The sequence below is a fragment of the Nostoc sp. JL23 genome, assembly GCF_017115065.1.
In the GTDB taxonomy this organism is placed as follows: domain Bacteria; phylum Cyanobacteriota; class Cyanobacteriia; order Cyanobacteriales; family Nostocaceae; genus Nostoc; species Nostoc punctiforme_A.
Genome location: NZ_JABXKN010000152.1, coordinates 13,879 through 33,459 on the forward strand (window position 1 = coordinate 13,879; position 19,581 = coordinate 33,459).

The window sequence follows — 19,581 nt, forward strand, 5'->3', positions numbered from 1 at the left end:
TCTCGACCTCTTACCAATTCCCTAAAATAATATTCTATTTACAGAATTAAGACAAGCCAGTATTAGCGCCTTGCTTACCAGTTGCCAGTTCCACCTTGATAATTGTGCCACCTGCTTTTTGAATACGTTGCTGTTCGCGGAACCAGTTCTCATAAGGAACTAACTTAGTAAAGTAAGTATTTTGCAGTTCGCGTTGGGTACGAATTCGGGTTTGGCTTGGAACTAGAGCAGTAATTTTAAACAAACGGGACATATTTTGAAAATCTCCTTTATACCTTGTGAAAACTTTTTTATCTCAAAATCTTGAGTGCAAATCTTTTAATCATTCAAAGGCTGGAAATCAAACATCAATACTAGACCACCAACACTCATCACTGATAATTTACCAAGATAAGCAATATAACGTTCTAGCACTCACGGTTGATTTCCAGACCTTAATAAAGCCGCACCTAAATTCTTAAGCGCAAACTAGTTCTTAGCTTAAGCCAGAGGAGATATAGTCTAAGTAAACGCCCATTTCCTTACCAGCATCAGAACCTACCAAACTGGCGGTTACTTCTTTGATGGCTTGGATAGCTTGTACGGTAGCACCGACGGGAACGCCCAAGGAGTTATAGGTTTCCTTCAAGCCATTGAGCACACGCTCATCTAGGATGGAAGGATCGCCAGCCAACATAGCGTAGGTAGCATAGCGGAGGTAATAGTCCAAATCACGGATGCAAGCAGCATAGCGGCGGGTGGTGTACATGTTGCCGCCCGGACGGGTGATGTCAGAGTATAGCAAAGATTTTGCTACAGCTTCTTTGACGATCGCAGCAGCGTTAGCGCTGATGGTGCTAGCAGCACGTACCCGTAGTTCGCCTGTAGCGAAGTAGCCTTTTAGCTTTTCTAAAGCAGAAGAGTCAAGGTATTTACCTTGAACGTCTGCGGAGTTAATGACAGCGGTAATTGCGTCTTGAGCCATGTTGTTAATTCCTTATTTCCAACCGTATTGCAATATCAGTAGGTAAACAGCTTCACCCTATCCTAGAAGGGCGCCAACTAGGTAGTCGAAGTAGCCACTAGCTTCACTAGCGTCATCACCAGAGAGCAATGTCGAAGCTCCATTCTTCAGCCCACGGATACCTTCAGCAACACCATCGATAGGAGTTCCCAAGGACTTGTACAGTTCACGGGCACCAATAACACCAATTTCTTCGATGGGGGTGACATCACCAGCAACGATACCGTAGGTAACGAGGCGGAGGTAATAATCTAGGTCACGCAGACAAGTAGCAGTCAATTCTTGACCGTAAGCGTTACCACCAGGAGACACAACATCAGGACGCTTTTGGAACAGTTGATCGCCAGCTTGCTTAACGAGCCGTTCGCGATTTTCTGACAAAACTTGAGCAATCCGCACACGGCGCTCACCACTTGCAACAAATGACTTGATCCGATCTAACTCACCAGGGCTGAGGTAGCGGGCTTCTGCATCAGCATTCACGATAGCTTTCGTGACAATACTCATTAATGGATTCCTCCAATACGAATGAAACCAGGATTTGATTAAACTGGTGCGACTTTGAGTTTGGTTTACTGAGTTTGTTTTCTCGTCCTTTTAGACACAACAGTTTCACAACTGCTATGGCTAAAAAATTACGAGTTTGCTTGAGTCAACATTAGTACACAAGCTTTCAAACTCAGTTACCTTCCGCAAAACATTTTCCGGCATTCTGTTGAGCATTTATGACTGCTCTTAATACTTTGTAATATTGCTTTTCAGAATTTACTGTTCTAATTGCAATCTGAGAGCGGTATTACGAAAGGTTAAGAAGGGGACAGGGGAAAGGTTACAGGGGATAGGGAACAGTAAATAATCTGTACCCTATTCCCTATTCCCCCGACTCCCTACTTCTTAATCAACCGCTACACTGCCGAGGTAGTTACCTACTGGCAAAGATGGGAAGCGGTTGTAAGGTACAACATCTTCACCGAAGTAGCGGCTATATTCTGGACTGTCGACTATTGCTTCTACAGCAGCTGACAAACCACTATCGGCTAGCAGCTTGTTGTACTGGCCAATTTCTTCCTGAGTTGCGGGTGTACGCCCCAACAGATGGCGGAAGAGGAACTCAATGACCTTGGCATGAGGATAAGGTGATAAGAAGCGCTGACGATAGATTTGGGAACTAGCTAGTTCACGCACAAACTCCCGCACGGAAATTTCACCATTTTGGAGTTTGCTATCTAGGTCAGTGCGACGGAAATCCTCAGGCACTTCACCGCTAAATACATCCAATACTTGACGATAAATGGCGTTGATTGCCTGTTGTTTTTCGCCTTGGTTGGTGTTTTCTGTTAGACGGTAAATGCGTGCATGTTTACGCACACCCATATCCACGGTTTGTCCGCTAGCATCGTTGTAGGAACGACCTAGTTCAGCAAAGGATGGTTTACCATTTGTTTGGGCTGCGATATCTGCGATCGCCTGTACCAAAAGCGGTGTATCGTTACTAACCCCGACACGGGCTTGTACTGGCTTAAAGCTTGGTACAACCACGTCATCGTTTTGCTTGGTCAGCTGGTTGTACAGCTTCTCCGTATTCGGGAAGTTTGCCGCCGGGAGGGTCGGGAAGCGACGGTAAGGCACCGTATCTTCACCAAACACCTGGTTATATTCCACACTATCTACCAAAGCACCAATAAAGGCACGAATACCTTGAGTAGCCAAAATCTGGTTATACTTGCGGATTTCTGCTTGGTCTAGTGGCGCACGTCCTAAGAAGTGTTTGGTTCCTAACTCAATCACTTTGGTGTTGGGGTAAGGTGTGTAGAACTCTTTCAGGTAGAGGTTAGAGTAACCTAAACCTTCAATAAATTCCTTCACACTAATTTCGCCATTACCCAGCTTGCTTTCCCATTTGGTAAATTCGTTTTTGGCGATGTAGGGTGCAATATCCCGCTCAAATATCTGACGATACGCAGCGCTAATCAAAGTTTTGACTGCAACTTTGTCACTGGTATTAGCCACCAGCTTGAAGATTTTGGTCTGTTCCCGTTGCTTGCTGACACCTTGGTTAATGCGGAACTGAATATCTGGTTCTGACCGCTTTTCTGTCACTGTACCCAGTGTCACAAAGCTTGGTATTACTTGCTTCTGAACTTTGGCTGCAACATCTTCACGAATGCTACCAACGCGCAATTGCCGCCCGGATACACCGCCAGGAGTCAAATACCGTTCGTAAGGAATTGTATCTTCACCAAAGGCTTCACTGTATTCTACGCTGTTAATAATGGCATCAACAACGGCGTAAAAGCCCTGTTTAGCAGCAATGTCAAAGTACTTGTTGATTTCTTGACGACCATAAGTCGGACGACCCAACAAGCGGCGGTGAATATACTCGATCGCTTTACAAACATACAGCGATGACCAGTACAGATTGCGGAATACATCCGACTTAGCCAAAGCACGGATAAATTCGCGCACCGAGATGTCGCCGTTTTCCAGCTTGATTTCCAATACCTTCGGGCGCTGGCCTTCGTAAAGATCGCGACCGAAAACTTGCAGGTAAGCAGCTTTAATCAATGCTTGCGTGGAGCTTTCGGAGAATCTGACGCTAGAATTTTTGGCAGCCTTTTTACCTCTAGTGCCAGGCAGCTGGTCTAACTTGAACACCTTGGGTCCAAGGGTACCAGGAGCTTCACCTCGCGCTCTGGGATTACTATTTTGGTTATTAATCCCTGCACCTTGGTGAATCAGGATGCGTTTGGTATCCTTGCTAAAAGGAGCCGGACTGGTACTGGGGTTGCGAGTTTCTTTCGGGAAAATCGCCCCAAACTGAATTTCCAAGGGGTCGTTACCAGAACCGTAGGGATGTTGATCTGGTAGCGGTTGCTCGTAAGCTGCAAATGTGGTGATGAACTGAGGTATCTTGCGGAAAGGCGCACTGTAGTTAAACAGGTCTTGCTGCGGCCCCCAGTTGCGACATTCTTGTGCTTCTTGACCCAGACCCCGCAGATAGGGTACTGTTTCTTCACCAAAATAGTCGCTGTATTCAGCAGAATCTACTAAGGCATCTACTATGGCTGGTAGACCACCGTTAGAAATAATCGAGAAGTATTTCTGTACTTCTTCTCGGCTACTTGGCCCCCGTCCTAAAATGTGGCGGAAAGCTAGTTCGATGACTCGGCTGTTAATAAAAGGCTGGTAAAACTGTTTTTGGTAAAGGGGAGATTTAGCTAAACGACGGACAAACTCTTTTACAGAGATGTCGCCATTTTTAACCTTGGATTCCAGGTCAGATATGGATAAGCTATAAGCACGGGTAATGTCGCGCTCAAAGATTTGCCGATATGCAGCCTTGATTACCTCATTTTTCTCGCTAGCTGATAACCCAGTCTTCATCACAAACTTGGGCCGCCGTTCTGCTGCATTAAAGTAAATTTGCGGCAGCTGCAACCCTTGCTGGTCGCTAGAAGGGCGTTGACGAACTTTGTTTGAAGGTGTGGCTGCTTTGAATTCTGTTAACAAAACATCCATGTACTGAGACACAATTTCTGTAGCCTCAGCATCGTTGCGGAAAAATGAAAGTGCCCCGGCTTTGATTTCCTGCAAAGCTACTAGCGTTGCTTCACCAGAACAGGCATTTTCAATGATTTCCCGCAAACCCCTTGTATTCACCGCTATGATGTTGGGGTCGCCAGCAACGATCGCATAAGTAGCGTAGCGCAAGAACCAGGATAAATCCCGCAAGCTCTTGGCCATGTTGCTTGGGCCATATCGAGCAATGTTAATTGGTCTGAAACCTGCGGGTGTCGGGCCGCTAGGTGATGAGTTAAATATTGAGCGTAAATTTTCTAGGAACCCACCACGACTTTCAACGTAGGTTACGGTTCCTAGTCTGAGGTCTTCTCTAGCATCTTTACCACCACCAGCGGTTACTAGTTCTGCTTCTCTGGGCTTTTCTAAAAAAGCCATTGGCGAACCACCGACAAAAATCCGGTTGGCAGCCCGAGACACAATAATCTCGGCATTGTCCGTCAGCGTCTGAGAAATTTCTAGACGCTTTGCACCAGATGCAAAATAGCTTGCCAGTTCATTTAGTTCACCATTTCCCAAGAAGCGGTCTTGCTGCTCTGCTTGGATAATTGTGGCTACAGTTAGAGTTTGATATAGTTGCGGACGCGCAACCGAGCTTCCACCACTCGCCTTAACACTCATCGGATTTGTAAAACTCCCATCATAAGCGTTTATATTGTTAAGTCTGGATTGTTTTGAGGCTTGACACATCGGTGTGTCTATGCTTTATGAGCTTGAGAGTGTTGCCTGCAAAACTGCCAGTAAATTAACCCAGTTAGCTTTTAGATTAGAACGTTTTGCGTTCTGAAGGCGGATTTATTAAGAAGTATGTAGAACCTGTATCTTAAATGTCTCCAGTCTTAAAAGTGCATACTCCAGTTTGTCTGAGATTAAGTCTAAGTTTTGTAACTAAGTAGTAGGTTGGGAACTGTCTACTGATTTCTTTTTGATTTCAAGGCAGATGCGCTTCTCTACGAGACGGTACGCGTAGCTTGCTTCCACGAAGTGGTACGCCTTCTTGCAGGGTAAGGGCGCAGAGATCAGCCCAGAAGCACGCAGATAACTTGCTACGAAGAAATAAAATATTATACTTAGTTATGGGATAGTAGTTATTAGTCGATTTTAAGTTGTTTTTGCTACTGACAAGCTCATATTCACAACTGACACCGCACGGGAAGTAATTCTTAATTTGTAGTGGTTTAATCTGCAAAGAGTCAGTATTTACATACAGGGGAAATACTATAAACAAAAGTTGTAAATTTAACTATTTATTCAATGTTACCCTATCTGCGATCGCAGTTATTTTGGCTGTCACTCCGGCAAATGCGCTTCCAGACCAAAACATCAACTGTCTGTTTTACATAAGCATTATCAGTAAATAAAGGCACACAATCACTTACGTTATAAGCTGCGGACAGTTCAACATCGGACTCAAAACCTTTTTCAATCAACTCTTTACCCGAACTGCATTTTTTCATGTACCCCAGTAAATCCTGTCGGAAAGCTTGAAATGTTGCCACAGCAACTTCGGCTTCTGGTGATAAACTGCCATGTAAATAACTGAGAATTGCCCCAGCACCAATTAAATCTTCAAATGCAGGGCGGAGGCTACCATCATCCTTCCACCTTTCACCGGCAGGAATCACAGCGATTTTATCACCATACCTTTGAGCAAACTGCGCTACAGCTTGGCAATTTCGCAAGCAACCAGCCAAAGTTGGGGTATTCCCTGTATGTAAAGTCAAAAAAGAACCATTAGGTGAAGGTAAAACTAGTCTAGTTCCAGCAGGAATCTGAGTCACCGATTTTGGCGAGAGAGAATATCCACTTATTGTCCAACGTTGTCTATGACTTGCTAACTCTGCTCGCACTGATTTGGCATAATCTATGGCTGATTCATCTTTATATGAGTAGGGAAAAATTATCGCGCCGCTGTTGGTGGCAATTTCCACGCAAGTAGAAAAAGAGAGAACGTCAACTATTACAATTACATCACTGATGGGAGCGAGTTGAGCAACACCTTGTGGTCCCCATTCACAGCGTAAATTAAACTCTGATTGGTTGTAAATCATTGGTGCGATCGCAAAAGAGTATATGATAAAAATCAAAGCATATATTAAGTAAGTCAGTGTAAATTCCTAAAGGTTTGTAGTCAGCATAAAACGTGCTAACTTGAGAGTTTGAGCCTCTCTAGGAAACGCTACGCTAACACGTACAAACTAAAGATTAGTAGTAAGTAGGTCAGCAGTTATAATCAATATAAAACTTCCAGCTTGAAAATATTATGAGTTTAACTGTAAAAACTTATCCTAACAATACTGCACCCAAGTTAAATTATGATGTGCTGATTGAAAATCAACAAGATGGTGGGGTTATTGCGACAGTGTTAGGCTTGCCAGATTTTAAAGGCTCTGGTGTGACTAAAGAAGAAGCGCTAGAAAAACTAATTCAACTTTTACAAGAGCGAAAACCAGAAATAGTGACTTTGGAAATTGAACCTCCCCAAACCGAACATCCGTGGATGAAATTTGCGGGAATGCACAAAGATAATCCTCTTTTTACTGAGGTTCTGGAATACATAGAAGCTGAACGGAGTCAAATTGACTTGGAGAATGAGACAAAGTAAGTATTATGTGGATATTAGATACAGACCATCTGTCGTTATTTCAAAATAGTCATTCACTAGTCACACAACGCATAAGACAGCAGAATCCTGAAAATTTAGCCATAACAGTGATTACATTTGAGGAGAAAGTTAAAGGATGGCTGAATGTTATCAACAAATATACTAACCAGACTGGTTGCATATTCTTAGCTTGGATTTTACAAAATCTAGTATAGGTTAATACCTCTATCAATTATGGGACTGTTTCACTTAATAAATATTATTTTTTTGTATTTAGATGCCACGCTTTACTGACTAAAAATAATACATAAAACTAAAACAAAAATAAACACAGAAATAAATAAAGCGAAAGCATCTACTCCAAAACAAATCCATATAAATAACCCACTCATAGCAATACAAATAATCAAACCTTTGTTATTAGAGTTTGAATTAGTTGTAGTGATAGATGATTCAGATTTAACCTGCCAAAGTTTAATGGTCTTGTCCCCACTGCCACTAGCCAAGGTTTGACCATCGGGACTAAAGGCTACACAAGGAACCCAGCTAGAATGGCCCGTGAGGGTTTGCAATAGATTTCCCTTCCTCACATCCCACAGTTTGATAGTGTTGTCGCTACTGCCACTAGCCAAGGTTTGTCCATCGGGACTGAAGGCTACAGAATGAACCGAGTTAGAATGGCCCGTGAGGGTTTGCAATAGATTTCCCTTCCTCACATCCCACAGTTTGATAGTGTTGTCGCTACTGCCACTAGCCAAGGTTTGTCCATCGGGACTGAAGGCTACAGAAAAAACCCCGGAAGAATGACCAGTGAGGGTTTGCAGGAGGTTTCCTATTACGTGATGATTAATAACTCGCGGTTGTGGTGTTGATTTCACAACAGCAGATGCTTTTGCTTTAACAAACCCAGGAAAAATATCAACACCAAGTTTTGTAGAGCGATCGCACCAATAACACTTACCATAAGTTCGGCTGTAGTAGTGGCTGTCTCTCTTTCCACAGATAGTTAACTCGTTAACAGCAAGTCTCAGCGCCTTTACCCAATCCCCAGCAGTTGGGCGCAAGTCAGAATTTTTATAACCATCGTTAAAGCATCTGAGAAAACATCGCTGAACCTCTGGGTGAATAATCTCAAGAGGGATTGTCCTCTCTACAGGTTGCATCAAACGGTTTGGTGCATACAGCCATAAACCCTGACGGATAAGTTCATTAGTTTCTGGAGTGTCCCCCGTACCTATCCACTTTCCCGCAAAAGGAGTTTGACCACCAAACAACAACTGATAGATAATCACTGCTAACCGGAAGCGATCGTGTACTTCCGTTTGATCGATGCTAGAAAAATCTTTATCAATCAGTTCTGGTGGTGTATAGTCTGGTGAACCAACTGGACAACGATAAATCTTATTATTTTTTGGATTCCGAACCTGAAAGGAGTCAGTATCAATAATAGAAGGTAAGGCGCGATCGTTTACAAGAATATTTTGCGGCTTGATGTCACCCAAAACATAGCCAGAAATGTGAATTGCTTCAATAATTGAGGCGATATTCAGCGCCGTTGTCTGGAGAAAACGCCAATCAACCTCAAGTTTCAAATCCTTACGACGCTTGGGGTTGTATATATCAATAAGTTCTTTTCCTTCCTTAATTTCCCGCATCAAAAAGCCCACACAATTACCCTGAGCATCTTTCAGTACCGACTTAGGCCAAGCAAAAGAAATATGATTGAGGTGAAAGTTTGGCTCTTTGGGTCGGTGCGCTATCATCACCGCCAACTTTTGCACATGCTCAGGAGTTTGGTTGTGATAAATTTTTGCTAAGTAACCATTGCGATTTGTTTGCCAAACCTTCGCTTCACCACTAATTTTAGGTTCACCCAGCAGAATAATTGATTGCCTAACTGGTAATTTGACCCCATCCCATAGCCGGTAAAGCTACAGCTTGCCCCACTTTGCCACTAGAAACCCGTTTCATTGAAGCAGAAAGCCAGACAAACATCTCACGAAAATCTAAGCCATTTAGCGTAACTGGTGGACGTTCAGGTGGAGAAATTTGTTTGAGGATGTTCATATCAGCATCCTTTACACCAACTGCAAAAAATGACAGTCGGCTTTGTGCTTCTGCTTGTCTCAATCTTTGCGCGGCTGAATTCCAGGAGTCAGTTGGCGCTCCATCTGTAATCAAAAACACCCAAGGGCGATAATAGAGAATACCGTTGTCTTTATAAGTCTGTTTCCGATTTTCTATAAAATCCAAAGCATACTCAATCGCCGCACCCATTGGCGTAACACCACCTACTTCCAATGTAGGCGGTGTAAATTGGTCAATCGTCACAAAGTCTTGCGTGAGTTTAACTATAGGGCCAAATGTAATCATAGCTACTTCCACACTCAGCGATGCTTGGGAATCTTTGAGTACATCTGCTTTGAAAGCAGCAAGTCCTCGATTTAATTCTTGGATAGGCTGACCTGACATAGAGCCAGAAGTATCGAGTAAAAGAATCACAGGGCAACGATTTTCTGGATTTTCAACGAATTCCGGCATTCCTACAGCCATTTAATGCTCCTTGATAAGTAAATTTTTATACAAAATTACAATTAAATTTTATTAGCCAAGAGATACTTAAACAGTAGTGTTATTACTGAAACAATTTATATACTTAAAATATATGGGCTGATGGCGATGTCTACGACGGGCTGCGCCTACGCAATTATTTGTCTACCTGAAGTGTCCAGGATTCGCTAAACTCAGAAATGCTGCGTTATTCCTCATCATGTCCGATTCCCAAACTGTTAGTGCTGCTGTTGCCAAACTCTACAATACTTATCCCTTTCCGCCAGAAGCTTTATTGGATGAACCACCTCCAGGCTACAACTGGCGCTGGAACTGGCTAGCTGCTCATAACTTCTGCACAGGTCAAAAACCCCAAAGGCAAGATATTCGGATTTTAGATGCAGGTTGCGGTACTGGTGTGGGTACAGAGTACCTAGTTCACCTCAATCCTCAAGCTTCTGTTGTGGGAATTGACCTCAGTACAGGCGCTTTAGCGGTAGCTAAAGAACGTTGTCAACGTTCTGGTGCTAACCGTGTTGAATTTCATCACCTCAGTTTGTTTGATGTGGAACAGTTACCGGGTGAGTTTGATTTAATTAACTGTGTTGGCGTTTTGCATCATACTCCCGATCCCATTCGCGGGATTCAAGCTTTGGCGAAGAAGTTAGCCCCAGGCGGCTTGATGCACATTTTTGTGTATGGGGAATTGGGACGCTGGGAAATTCAACTCATGCAAAAAGCGATCGCACTTATTCAAGGTGACAAAAAAGGCGACTACCGCGATGGTGTCCAAGTTGGGCGACAAATATTCGCTTCTCTACCAGAAAATAACCGAATTGTCAAATATGATAAACAACGTTGGTCGCTAGAAAACAACAAGGATGAATACTTTGCTGATATGTACGTTCATCCTCAAGAAATTGACTACAACATTGAAACGCTGTTTGAATTAATAGATGCTTCGGGATTGGAATTTATTGGTTTCTCAAATCCGAGTTTCTGGGATTTAGAGAGACTTTTGGGTAAAGCACCAGAGTTAGTAGAACGGGCAAAAGAATTGAGCGATCGCCAGCTTTATCGCCTGATAGAATTATTAGACCCAGAAGTAACTCATTACGAGTTTTTCCTCGGTCGTCCTCCTTTAATCAAAGCTGACTGGTCAGAGGATAATGTCCTCCTAGCAGCGATTCCCGAACTTAATCCTTGTCTTGAGGGATTTCCCAGTCAATGTTTCTTTAATTACGATTACCAGATAGTTAATTTATCTGTAGCAGAGTTTGAGTTTATGCAAAGATGTGATGGTAATTCCACAGTTGCAGAGATATTGACAAATGTAGAACTGGGATTAGATGGAGTAAGAACCCTCCTCCAACAGCAGTTGATTTTATTGACACCTGCTTAGGGAATTCAAGTAAAAATATCCAATTATTTATTGTGGGACAGCCGAAAGGTCCATCCCACAATCAGATATTTATCTATCCTACAACAGCCGAACTTGCTACCTTCTCTTGTCTTTGGGAAGGCGGACGCATTCCCAAACCAAGTAAATTCAGCATTTCTCGGTCAGTATCGTAATCTGGACAGGGAGTTGTCACCGTCAACATCTTGTTGTCGTCGCTGGAAAAGATAGAATTAGCTCCTGCCATAAAGCAGAAAGCTTGCTCAACTTGAGAAAGTCTCGCCCTACCGGCACTAAGACGCACATCGGAAGCTGGCATTAAAATTCTGGCTGTGGCAATCATCCGCACGATATCCCAAATGGGGACATCAGGCTGATTTTCTAAGGGTGTACCCGGTACTTGTGAGAGAATATTAATTGGCACAGACTCTGGATGGGGATGTAAGTTTGCCAGAGTTTGTAACATGCCAACCCGGTCATCGACTGTTTCGCCCAAACCCAGGATACCGCCGGAACAGACAGTGACATTTGTCTGACGGACATTCTCAATTGTGTTCAAGCGATCGCTATATGTCCTTGTGGTAATAATTGTGCTGTAATATTCCTGCGAGGTATCTAAGTTATGGTTGTAGGCATAAAGTCCCGCTTCTGACAATTTTCTGGCTTGATTTGCCGTCAACATACCCAGAGTGCAGCACACTTCCAAACCCATTGCAGTCACATCCTTGACCATTTCCAGGACTTCCTCAAATTGTGAGTTATCCCGCACTTCGCGCCAAGCAGCACCCATACAAATGCGACTAACACCAGTTTCTTTAGCTTTCTGGGCGATGTTAACTACCGTTTCTTTTTCTAGGAGTGCTTGCGCCTTTACCTCTGTTTTATAGCGAGAAGATTGGGCGCAGTAGCTACAATCTTCTGGACAACCTCCCGTTTTGATAGATATGAGCTTGCAAACTTGTATTTTTGTTGGGTCATGATATTGGCGATGCACGCTAGCAGCTTGATAAATAAGCTCTAGCAATGGCGTATTGTATATCGCCCGAATCTCTAATTCCTGCCAATCGTAGCGTATTCCCACCACATCACTATCCTTCTTGTAGACTGGGTTAATCAAGAGCTGTTTTTTGCTTGAATCTGCTGCGGTACAGCGTTTAGGCAAAGCGATTTTATCGAAGTTATGCCGCGCACTGTGCTTTATCATCCATTGGCTCTCAATCCTTCCGCTCTAGGTATTAGACATCAGCTTATCAAGATTTTGGTTGAATGGCAGATTAAGAGCAAAAATACTCACTCTATCTGTTGTAAAGGGCATTGGGCATTCAATACTTCTCGGATTTTGGGAAAAGGGAAAAGAAAAAACCTTTAACCCAAACCCAGTAACCTTTTACCAAAACCCGATTCCGAATTAAAAATGCCTAACCGAGAAGTATTGCATTGGGCATTAAGTACTTGTACTGAGCTTTGCCGTTGGTGTGGTAAGAAAGCTTTATCGTTCGCGCAGCGTCTCGTAGAGAAATGCAGCCTCTCCAATAGTTGTATTAAACATTAGCAAGACTTATCTAACTGGCGTGCAAATTCTATTCCCCCTAGCTGCTAAACCACAGGTTATGAGAGAATTTATAAAATTTAAAGAATGTTTTGGCAAGAATCCCGCCGATTTAGCAATTTATGATATCAGAACTGCCAATAATTGCAAGCGATCGCCTATTATTACGAGCAGCGATCCATGAAGATATACCTCAAATCATCAAATACTTCATTGATAACAAAACTTATCTCACTCCATTCTATCCTCTTTGGGCTGATGGTTTTTTCACTGAAGAATATTGGCAATATCAGATAGAGAATAGTTTTCTGGAATTTATTAATGGTCAATCGTTAAAACTATTTATTTTTACCAAAAAAAATCCCACTGTAGTTATTGGAACAGTCAATTTTAGTAATTTTGTCCGAGGAGTAGCTCATTTTTGCTATGTGGGATATAGCCTTGCTGAAAATAAACAAGGTAAAGGCTATATGACAGAGGGGTTAAAATCTGCAACTCAATATCTATTTGAAGAGTTAAATTTTCACCGAGTTATGGCTAATTATATGCCTCACAATCGGCGCAGTGGTAATGTCCTCAAAAGACTCGGTTTTGTCGTTGAAGGATACGCTAGAGACTATTTGTTAATTAATGGCCAATGGGAAGATCATATTTTGACAAGTCTGACAAATCCTCATTGGAAAGCACCTAATTAATACTCTAATATCTATATAAAAATTAATTTTATATATCAATTGTGAATATCTACACATTCATAGTAAATTCATAATAACTACACAACAACTCCACAAGCAAATGCAATAGTAATATTTGTTCACTACTAGGCTCAGTTATTAAGGTTAGCTTTAGCCGATGTGTTCAATTTTATTAAATAGTTGAGGAGTTTTTTAAAATGCTCATTAATTCTATAAAGCGCTTATCTGTCTTTTCTACTATCTTTGCTTTTGCTACCATCTTAAACGGAGTTGTCTTGGCAGCACCAGGCCCAAATCCTACCACTACAACAGTCTTAAAAACTCAGACTAGTGCTGCATCACACCAGCCAATCAAACTCACACAGCAACAGCGGCTACAAATCCAAGTCGCTCGCCAGCAAAGAGATAAAGATATTGAGGCTCTATTAAACCCGTCCCAAGATACTAAATTTAAGGCGGCACTCCAATCCCGTCAGAGAATCAGAATAGTGTTAAAATCTTTGGATCTGAATCAAGATCAACAGAAACAGGTTCAATCAATTTTGCAAGCTTATAACCTGCAAGTGAAAAAAATTCTAGCTTCACAGGCATCACAAACAACATCAAAGCCAGTAGGAATTGCTGCACCACCATCAGAACCAATTAAAAAATAAAAAATCAGCTTTATTTAATTAAGATTAAGTTTCGGAAGACTGGCGGATTTTATCCAAACTTCGGTTGAGCCAGTCTTATTTTTTTTATTGCAAAACTTTATTTATTCTAAAATAAGGCAAGAGCAAAGGATTATAAATGAAAACTTTAGTTTTGAATCATTCGCTTTAAAACAAGAATTGTCTCGACCTGAAAGTGTCATAAGATACAAAAGAGTCAGTGCAGTCTTCTTCTTTAGCGCTAGCCTCTCCTTTTGGGAGAAGGGAAGATGCTTGTCGTAAGATGTCCGAAGGGCTTCGTACTTGCTTCTAATTCCACGCTTTTAAACGTGGGTTACTCCTGCCTCCTGAAGCGTTCCAGATTTTGATGGCGGCGCTACCATATTTTATATATGGGTCGCTTTTTGCGTCTATGCTGATGATGCTGAAGCCAGAGGTAGTATTAAAGGAAGAATGAATTAAGCTTTGCTCGTAATGACTCTGGCTGAAACCCCAAACTACAAGAATTCTAGCAATCCTTTTCTCACCCTCAACTACGAAAGCGCTTTAGAATCTCTAGGCGATGACTACTATGATGAGGTTGCAGCGGCGGAATTTCCCCAACACATCCTGCGTTGGCGTAACGATGAACTATTACCCCGTTTCGGTCTAGACCCCCAAGTAGTCAAAGACGAAGATTTCATCGCAGCCTTTGGCCAATTTCAGGGACGCAAACCCTTGTTAGCTCTGCGTTACCACGGCTATCAATTTGGTGAATATAACGGACAGTTGGGTGATGGTAGAGGCTTTCTCTACGGGCAAGTACGCGCCAATGATGGCAAATTATACGATTTTGGCACTAAAGGTTCTGGGAGAACGCCCTACTCCCGTGGTGGCGATGGTATGCTCACGCTCAAAGGCGGGGTGCGGGAAGTGCTGGCTGCGGAAGCATTGCACTACTTGGGTGTACGTACTTCGCGCTGTCTGAGCATGATTGAAACAGGTTTACCACTCTGGCGGGGCGATGAACCTTCGCCTACCCGTTCATCTGTGATGATTAGAATGAGCAGTTCTCATATTCGGTTTGGCACTTTTGAGCGACTGCACTATTTCCAGCGTCCAGATTTAACTAAGAAGCTGTTAGACCACGTAATTGAGCAATATTATCGACACTTAAATGCTGAAGAAGATAAATATGCTCTGTTTTACGCCGAATTAGTTAAACGAGTTGCAGAACTAGTAGCACAGTGGATGACGGCTGGCTTTTGTCATGCAGTCCTGAATACTGACAATATGTCGATTACGGGAGAAAGCTTTGATTATGGGCCTTATGCATTTATCCCTACTTATGACCCATACTTTATAGCTGCATATTTTGACTATTCTGGACGCTACTGTTACAGTAATCAACCAATTATTTGCAAGCTGAATTTAGAAATGCTCCAGGAACCTTTAAAGGCGATTATTAATAAAGGCGATATGGAGACTAGTTTAGCTAGGTTTGATGAATATTATCAAGCTGAATACAGTTCTTTGATGTTGAAAAAGTTAGGTTTTTCAGAGTTGCCACATCCACAAGCTGCGGAACTGTTGAATCTAACGATTGAATTTTTGAAAGATAGCCAAGTTGGTTATCACCAGTTTTTTTATGAGATGGCTCGTACTTTTTCATCCAAATGGCGAGATGAACCAGGTTTTGTGATGAATAATTCAGATATTGTGCCAGTACCCGGTGCATCTGGAATGTTTGATGATTGGTGCATACTATACCATCAAATTTTGAACGATTTTGATAGCGATCGCATTGATGTAATTGCCCAAACTCTAGCTGTTAATAATCCCAAAACGGTATTATTAAGACCTGTAATTGAATCTATTTGGGAAGCAATTGCTCAGGAAGATAATTGGCAACCTTTTTATGAGTTAATCAAGGCAATTCAGTCTAGAAGGTAGTCAATTTCCAGCTACTTTCTTTTTAAGATAGTACTTCTCATTTGTATGCAATACACTCTGACCTCACTTCCATTCCTCTCTCCTTTTAGGCTACGGTGTACACACAAGTCGAATTACCCCCCTCAATCCCCCCTTGGAAAGGGGGGAAGCCGGAAATCTAGTTCCCTCCCCTTTACAAGGGGAGGGTTAGGGTGGGGTAAAAACCAGCTTCTTAAACTACTCCAGACTTGTGTGTACACCGTAGCCTTTTAGGAGAGAGGCTTTGAGACTTACTCCCCAACGCTAGCAGGGAAGGGGCTGGGGGTTAGGTCTGTATTTCATACAATTGAGAACCGCTATATTATGACTTTTTGTGCTTGGTCAGTAGTAAGCTGTTCCACCTTTAATTTGCATAATTAGGGCGGGCAAGATGCCCACTCCACAAGATGGATAATTTATTTCTTGGAAGTCCCTTATGGATATTGAAGAAATGTTGGATAGGTATGAAGCGGGAGAAAGAAACTTTGCTTGGAGTGTTAATTGCAGCAGAACTGGTTTATTCATGATAGCGGTCGATCTGAGTGGGGCTGACCTGAGTGGGAGCAACTTGGAAGGAGCCTTTTTGGAAGCTGCTCACCTGGACAATACCAATCTCACTGGGGCTAATCTCAGGGGAGCTTATATGGAAGGAACGCAGTTGAATGAAGCCATCCTTAACGGCGCTAATTTGAGCGAGGCTAGAGGTGGTGGAGCCAACTTCAACGATACTTCCTTTGTCAACGCCAACCTGAGCAGAGCCGAAATGTACCAATGTATTTTTGATGGCGCTAATTTCAGCCATGCTATTCTCAGGGATGCTTTCGTGAACCACTCCTCTTTCGATGGTGCTAACTTCACCAATGCCGATTTGCGTTCGGTTGAGGGCTTCTATAACATTCGTAAGGCTATTTTCAGTAATACCATTATGGAAGATGGAAGTATTTGGTACGACAGTATTGGGTATTGACTAGATAGATACTCATTCTTCTAGCTTAAAAACCGATTTTATGAACTCAAAAACTAATTCGGTTGTTTCAAAACCTCAAACTTCCCCTACCTCTAACTAAACTGTTGAGCATAAAACCGCGCATAGCGACGCTCTAGGGCTAATAATTCTTCATGGGTTCCCGATTCCACAATTTGTCCCTGTTCGAGAACTAAAATATGATCGCACCGTCTAACTGTCGATAAACGGTGAGCAATAATAAATACTGTCCGTTTTTCCATCAATCTTTCCAGCGCTTCTTGTACCAACGCTTCTGACTCAGAATCTAATGCTGATGTCGCTTCATCGAGAATCAAGATTTGGGGATTGAGCAAAACCGCACGAGCGATCGCAATTCTTTGTCTTTGTCCACCTGATAAGTTTACCCCACGTTCGCCTACCCAAGTCTTATAACCTTCTGGTAGTTGGCTAATAAATTGATGGGCATTAGCAATTTTCGCCGCCTCTATAACTGCTTTTATGTCAAAAATATATTGTCCAAAAGCGATATTTTGAGCAATCGTCCCCGAAAAGATGATGGTTTCTTGAGGAACAATCCCAATTTGTCGCCGCAGACTATGCAACTTCACATCCCGAATATCAACATCGTCAATGAATATTTGACCAACTTCGGGGTCGTAAAAACGCGGGAGGAGATTGACAAATGTGGTTTTACCAGCACTAGAAGCACCCACAAGTGCGATCACTTCACCTGGTGATACCAATAGACTGATATCTTTTAATACAGGTTCACCTGGTTTATAGGCGAAGGAAATATGACGATATTCTACTTTGCCGTTGACTGGGGGGAGAGCGATCGCATTGCTCTTTTCAATCACCGTCGGCTGAATTGCCATCAATTCAAAAACCCGGTCAACAGATGCTTCACCCTGCTTAAATTCGTTGTAGTTGTTAGTAGTGTGACCAATGGGATCAATTAACAGCGCCGCCGCCGCCAGATAGCTGAAAAAATTCGCCACTGTCAAGTTATTTTGGGAAATTTGCCACGCTCCCACAATCAGTAACGATAAGGCACTTAAGGCTTCCAAAAATCCGATGATGGGAATCTGAATCGCTTTCAGGCGTTCGGCTGAGTATTTAGCTTTGAGACTGCGTTCTGCTTCATGGCCAAAGCGGGCGATTTCGTAATTTTCGGCAGCAAAAGCTTGTACCAAACGAATCCCGTTGAAAACTTCCGCAAGAATGGCTGATAAACCTGACACCCGATTTTGACTTTTTAAGGAATACTTGCCCAACCGTTCGCCAAACCAGCCAACTAAAATACCCATCAGTGGCGCAACAATCACCGTTGCGAATGTCAGTTGCCAATTTAGGTAAATCATGTAAATCGGAATTACTAGCAACTGCAAAATACAGGGGATAAAGTCGTGAAATACTTTATTTACCACTTCACCAACTCGGTCAACATCTTCCGTGAGGCGGTAAGATAAATCACCAGCTTTTGCAGTTTCAAAATAGCTGAGATTTAGCTTTTGAAGATGTGCGTAGACTTGCTGGCGGAGATGAAAAGCAACTCGCAAAGCAGCTTTCGCCATGTACATATCTTGTATAGACTGAAATAAGCCTCTGACAAGAAATACTAAAGCACAACTACCAGTTATTTGAGCGATCGCTACTACATTACCTTGGGCAAAGGGAGTTGCCAATTTCCCGGCGAGATTAATTAATACTAAAGTCGCCAGCACGTATCCCAAGATCCCAATCAGTCCCCTGGCGATGGTTTGCCACTGGAGTCGGATATAAGGCAGCAGTTGCCAGTAATTAGAACGCGTTTTCAAGCTCGAAAGTCCACAGCGATATTTTACTTTGTTTGACGCTAGCAGTTTTTAGTGAGTTTCTGAACACTTAACTAATTAACGTGAGTTCGATGAACCTCTCCCTCCCAGCCTTTCTCTCCGAAACGGAAAGGGAGGAGCAAGAAATAATTCCGCTTTTTGCTCCCCTCTCCGCGTCGGAGAGGGGCTGGGGGAGAGGTCAAATAAGACTTGTCGAACTCACGTTCACTAATTAGTTACAAACTGTTTTAGCATTCATCATAGAGTTTCCCGGTGTTCTTCTATGATTGAAGTGAAATGTTCATTCGAGCAATCTTGCTTTATGAAACTGGAAGAGTATTTCAACGCCCTTGCACCAGATGACATCCGACTCAAAGGAACCCGTATTGGGATTGAGAGCATTCTTTACGAGTATATCTATCGCTCTAAAACACCAGAAGAAATTGCCGAACAATTTCATACAGTGACGTTAGAACAGGTTTACGCCACGATTTTGTATTACTTGCATCATCGTTCAGAGGTTGATGCGTATCTGTTAGATTGGTTGGAAATTTCCCGAACCATGCGCGAAGAACAACAGCAAAATCCGTCTCCTGCCAGGATGAGGTTTCGGCGGATGCAGGAAGAAAAAGCTCCAAAGCAGTTACAGGAAAGCTAATGGCAATCCGGTATCTGTTGGATGAACATCTGAATCCTACATATCGCTCCCAACTTGTGCGGCGCAACCCTGAATTGGTCGTGCGAATTATTGGGGATTTAGATGTGCCACCCAAGGGCACTCCAGACCCAGAGATTTTGATTTAGTGCGAAACCAATGGAT

The 19,581-nt window shown here is 42.7% G+C and carries 17 protein-coding genes; 8 read left to right on the plus strand and 9 right to left on the minus strand.

All coding sequences use genetic code 11. From position 1 onward, the window contains the following. Positions 1-46: 46 nt before the first annotated feature. The 5 genes from HWQ42_RS32725 to HWQ42_RS32745 form a co-directional block, all read right to left on the minus strand. Positions 47-253 (minus strand): phycobilisome linker polypeptide, encoded by a 207-nt coding sequence (locus HWQ42_RS32725; protein WP_094349821.1) that lies wholly within the window; start codon positions 251-253, stop codon positions 47-49. 222 nt (positions 254-475) lie between these two features. Then, positions 476-964: an allophycocyanin subunit beta gene (gene apcB / locus HWQ42_RS32730; protein WP_069068902.1), complete on the minus strand. Its 489-nt coding sequence runs from the start codon at positions 962-964 to the stop codon at positions 476-478. Positions 965-1,021: 57 nt separating this feature from the next. Next, entirely contained in the window at positions 1,022-1,510 is a 489-nt protein-coding gene (apcA, locus tag HWQ42_RS32735; protein WP_094349823.1) for an allophycocyanin subunit alpha, read from the minus strand. A 387-nt stretch (positions 1,511-1,897) separates the two neighbouring features. Beyond that, a complete protein-coding gene (locus HWQ42_RS32740; protein WP_292819568.1) occupies positions 1,898-5,203 on the minus strand; it encodes a phycobilisome rod-core linker polypeptide in 3,306 nt (1,101 codons plus the stop codon). Between the two features lie 641 nt (positions 5,204-5,844). Further along, complete coding sequence (locus HWQ42_RS32745) at positions 5,845-6,633, minus strand: 2-phosphosulfolactate phosphatase (protein ID WP_292819571.1); 789 nt, start codon at positions 6,631-6,633, stop codon at positions 5,845-5,847. Between the two features lie 212 nt (positions 6,634-6,845). Here HWQ42_RS32745 and HWQ42_RS32750 point away from each other — a divergent pair, with 212 nt between their 5' ends. Then, positions 6,846-7,187 (plus strand): hypothetical protein, encoded by a 342-nt coding sequence (locus HWQ42_RS32750; protein WP_292819574.1) that lies wholly within the window; start codon positions 6,846-6,848, stop codon positions 7,185-7,187. Between the two features lie 287 nt (positions 7,188-7,474). Here the strand turns inward: HWQ42_RS32750 and HWQ42_RS32755 are convergent, their stop codons facing one another. Both HWQ42_RS32755 and HWQ42_RS32760 read right to left on the minus strand, forming a co-directional pair. Further along, a complete protein-coding gene (locus tag HWQ42_RS32755; RefSeq protein WP_292819614.1) occupies positions 7,475-9,073 on the minus strand; it encodes a hypothetical protein in 1,599 nt (532 codons plus the stop codon). Positions 9,074-9,080: 7 nt separating this feature from the next. Continuing rightward, positions 9,081-9,740 carry a VWA domain-containing protein gene (locus HWQ42_RS32760; RefSeq protein ID WP_292819578.1) on the minus strand — a complete coding sequence of 220 codons (660 nt, stop codon included), beginning with the start codon at positions 9,738-9,740 and terminating at the stop codon, positions 9,081-9,083. 217 nt (positions 9,741-9,957) lie between these two features. Here HWQ42_RS32760 and HWQ42_RS32765 point away from each other — a divergent pair, with 217 nt between their 5' ends. Continuing rightward, positions 9,958-11,139, plus strand: coding sequence for a class I SAM-dependent methyltransferase (locus HWQ42_RS32765; protein ID WP_292819581.1), 1,182 nt, complete (start codon positions 9,958-9,960; stop codon positions 11,137-11,139). Positions 11,140-11,212: 73 nt separating this feature from the next. Here the strand turns inward: HWQ42_RS32765 and bioB are convergent, their stop codons facing one another. Continuing rightward, complete coding sequence (bioB, locus tag HWQ42_RS32770) at positions 11,213-12,220, minus strand: biotin synthase BioB (protein WP_292733636.1); 1,008 nt, start codon at positions 12,218-12,220, stop codon at positions 11,213-11,215. 587 nt (positions 12,221-12,807) lie between these two features. On the opposite strand from bioB, the gene HWQ42_RS32775 reads away from it, so the two are divergent. From HWQ42_RS32775 to HWQ42_RS32790, 4 genes are all read left to right on the plus strand, one after another. Then, complete coding sequence (locus tag HWQ42_RS32775; protein ID WP_292819584.1) at positions 12,808-13,380, plus strand: GNAT family N-acetyltransferase; 573 nt, start codon at positions 12,808-12,810, stop codon at positions 13,378-13,380. 197 nt (positions 13,381-13,577) lie between these two features. Beyond that, positions 13,578-14,033 (plus strand): hypothetical protein, encoded by a 456-nt coding sequence (locus tag HWQ42_RS32780; protein ID WP_292819586.1) that lies wholly within the window; start codon positions 13,578-13,580, stop codon positions 14,031-14,033. Between the two features lie 471 nt (positions 14,034-14,504). Next, on the plus strand, positions 14,505-15,962 hold the full coding sequence (locus HWQ42_RS32785; RefSeq protein WP_292819588.1) for a YdiU family protein: 1,458 nt from the start codon (positions 14,505-14,507) through the stop codon (positions 15,960-15,962). A 454-nt stretch (positions 15,963-16,416) separates the two neighbouring features. Next, positions 16,417-16,947, plus strand: coding sequence for a pentapeptide repeat-containing protein (locus HWQ42_RS32790; protein ID WP_292819590.1), 531 nt, complete (start codon positions 16,417-16,419; stop codon positions 16,945-16,947). Between the two features lie 92 nt (positions 16,948-17,039). Here HWQ42_RS32790 and HWQ42_RS32795 read toward each other — a convergent pair whose 3' ends face one another. Continuing rightward, entirely contained in the window at positions 17,040-18,764 is a 1,725-nt protein-coding gene (locus HWQ42_RS32795; RefSeq protein WP_292819593.1) for an ABC transporter ATP-binding protein, read from the minus strand. Positions 18,765-19,083: 319 nt separating this feature from the next. Here HWQ42_RS32795 and HWQ42_RS32800 point away from each other — a divergent pair, with 319 nt between their 5' ends. Both HWQ42_RS32800 and HWQ42_RS32805 read left to right on the plus strand, forming a co-directional pair. Then, on the plus strand, positions 19,084-19,419 hold the full coding sequence (locus HWQ42_RS32800; RefSeq protein ID WP_292819595.1) for a DUF433 domain-containing protein: 336 nt from the start codon (positions 19,084-19,086) through the stop codon (positions 19,417-19,419). Continuing rightward, positions 19,419-19,565, plus strand: coding sequence for a hypothetical protein (locus tag HWQ42_RS32805; protein WP_292819597.1), 147 nt, complete (start codon positions 19,419-19,421; stop codon positions 19,563-19,565). Before HWQ42_RS32800 ends, HWQ42_RS32805 begins: the two co-directional genes overlap by 1 nt. The last annotated feature ends 16 nt before the right edge of the window (positions 19,566-19,581 follow it).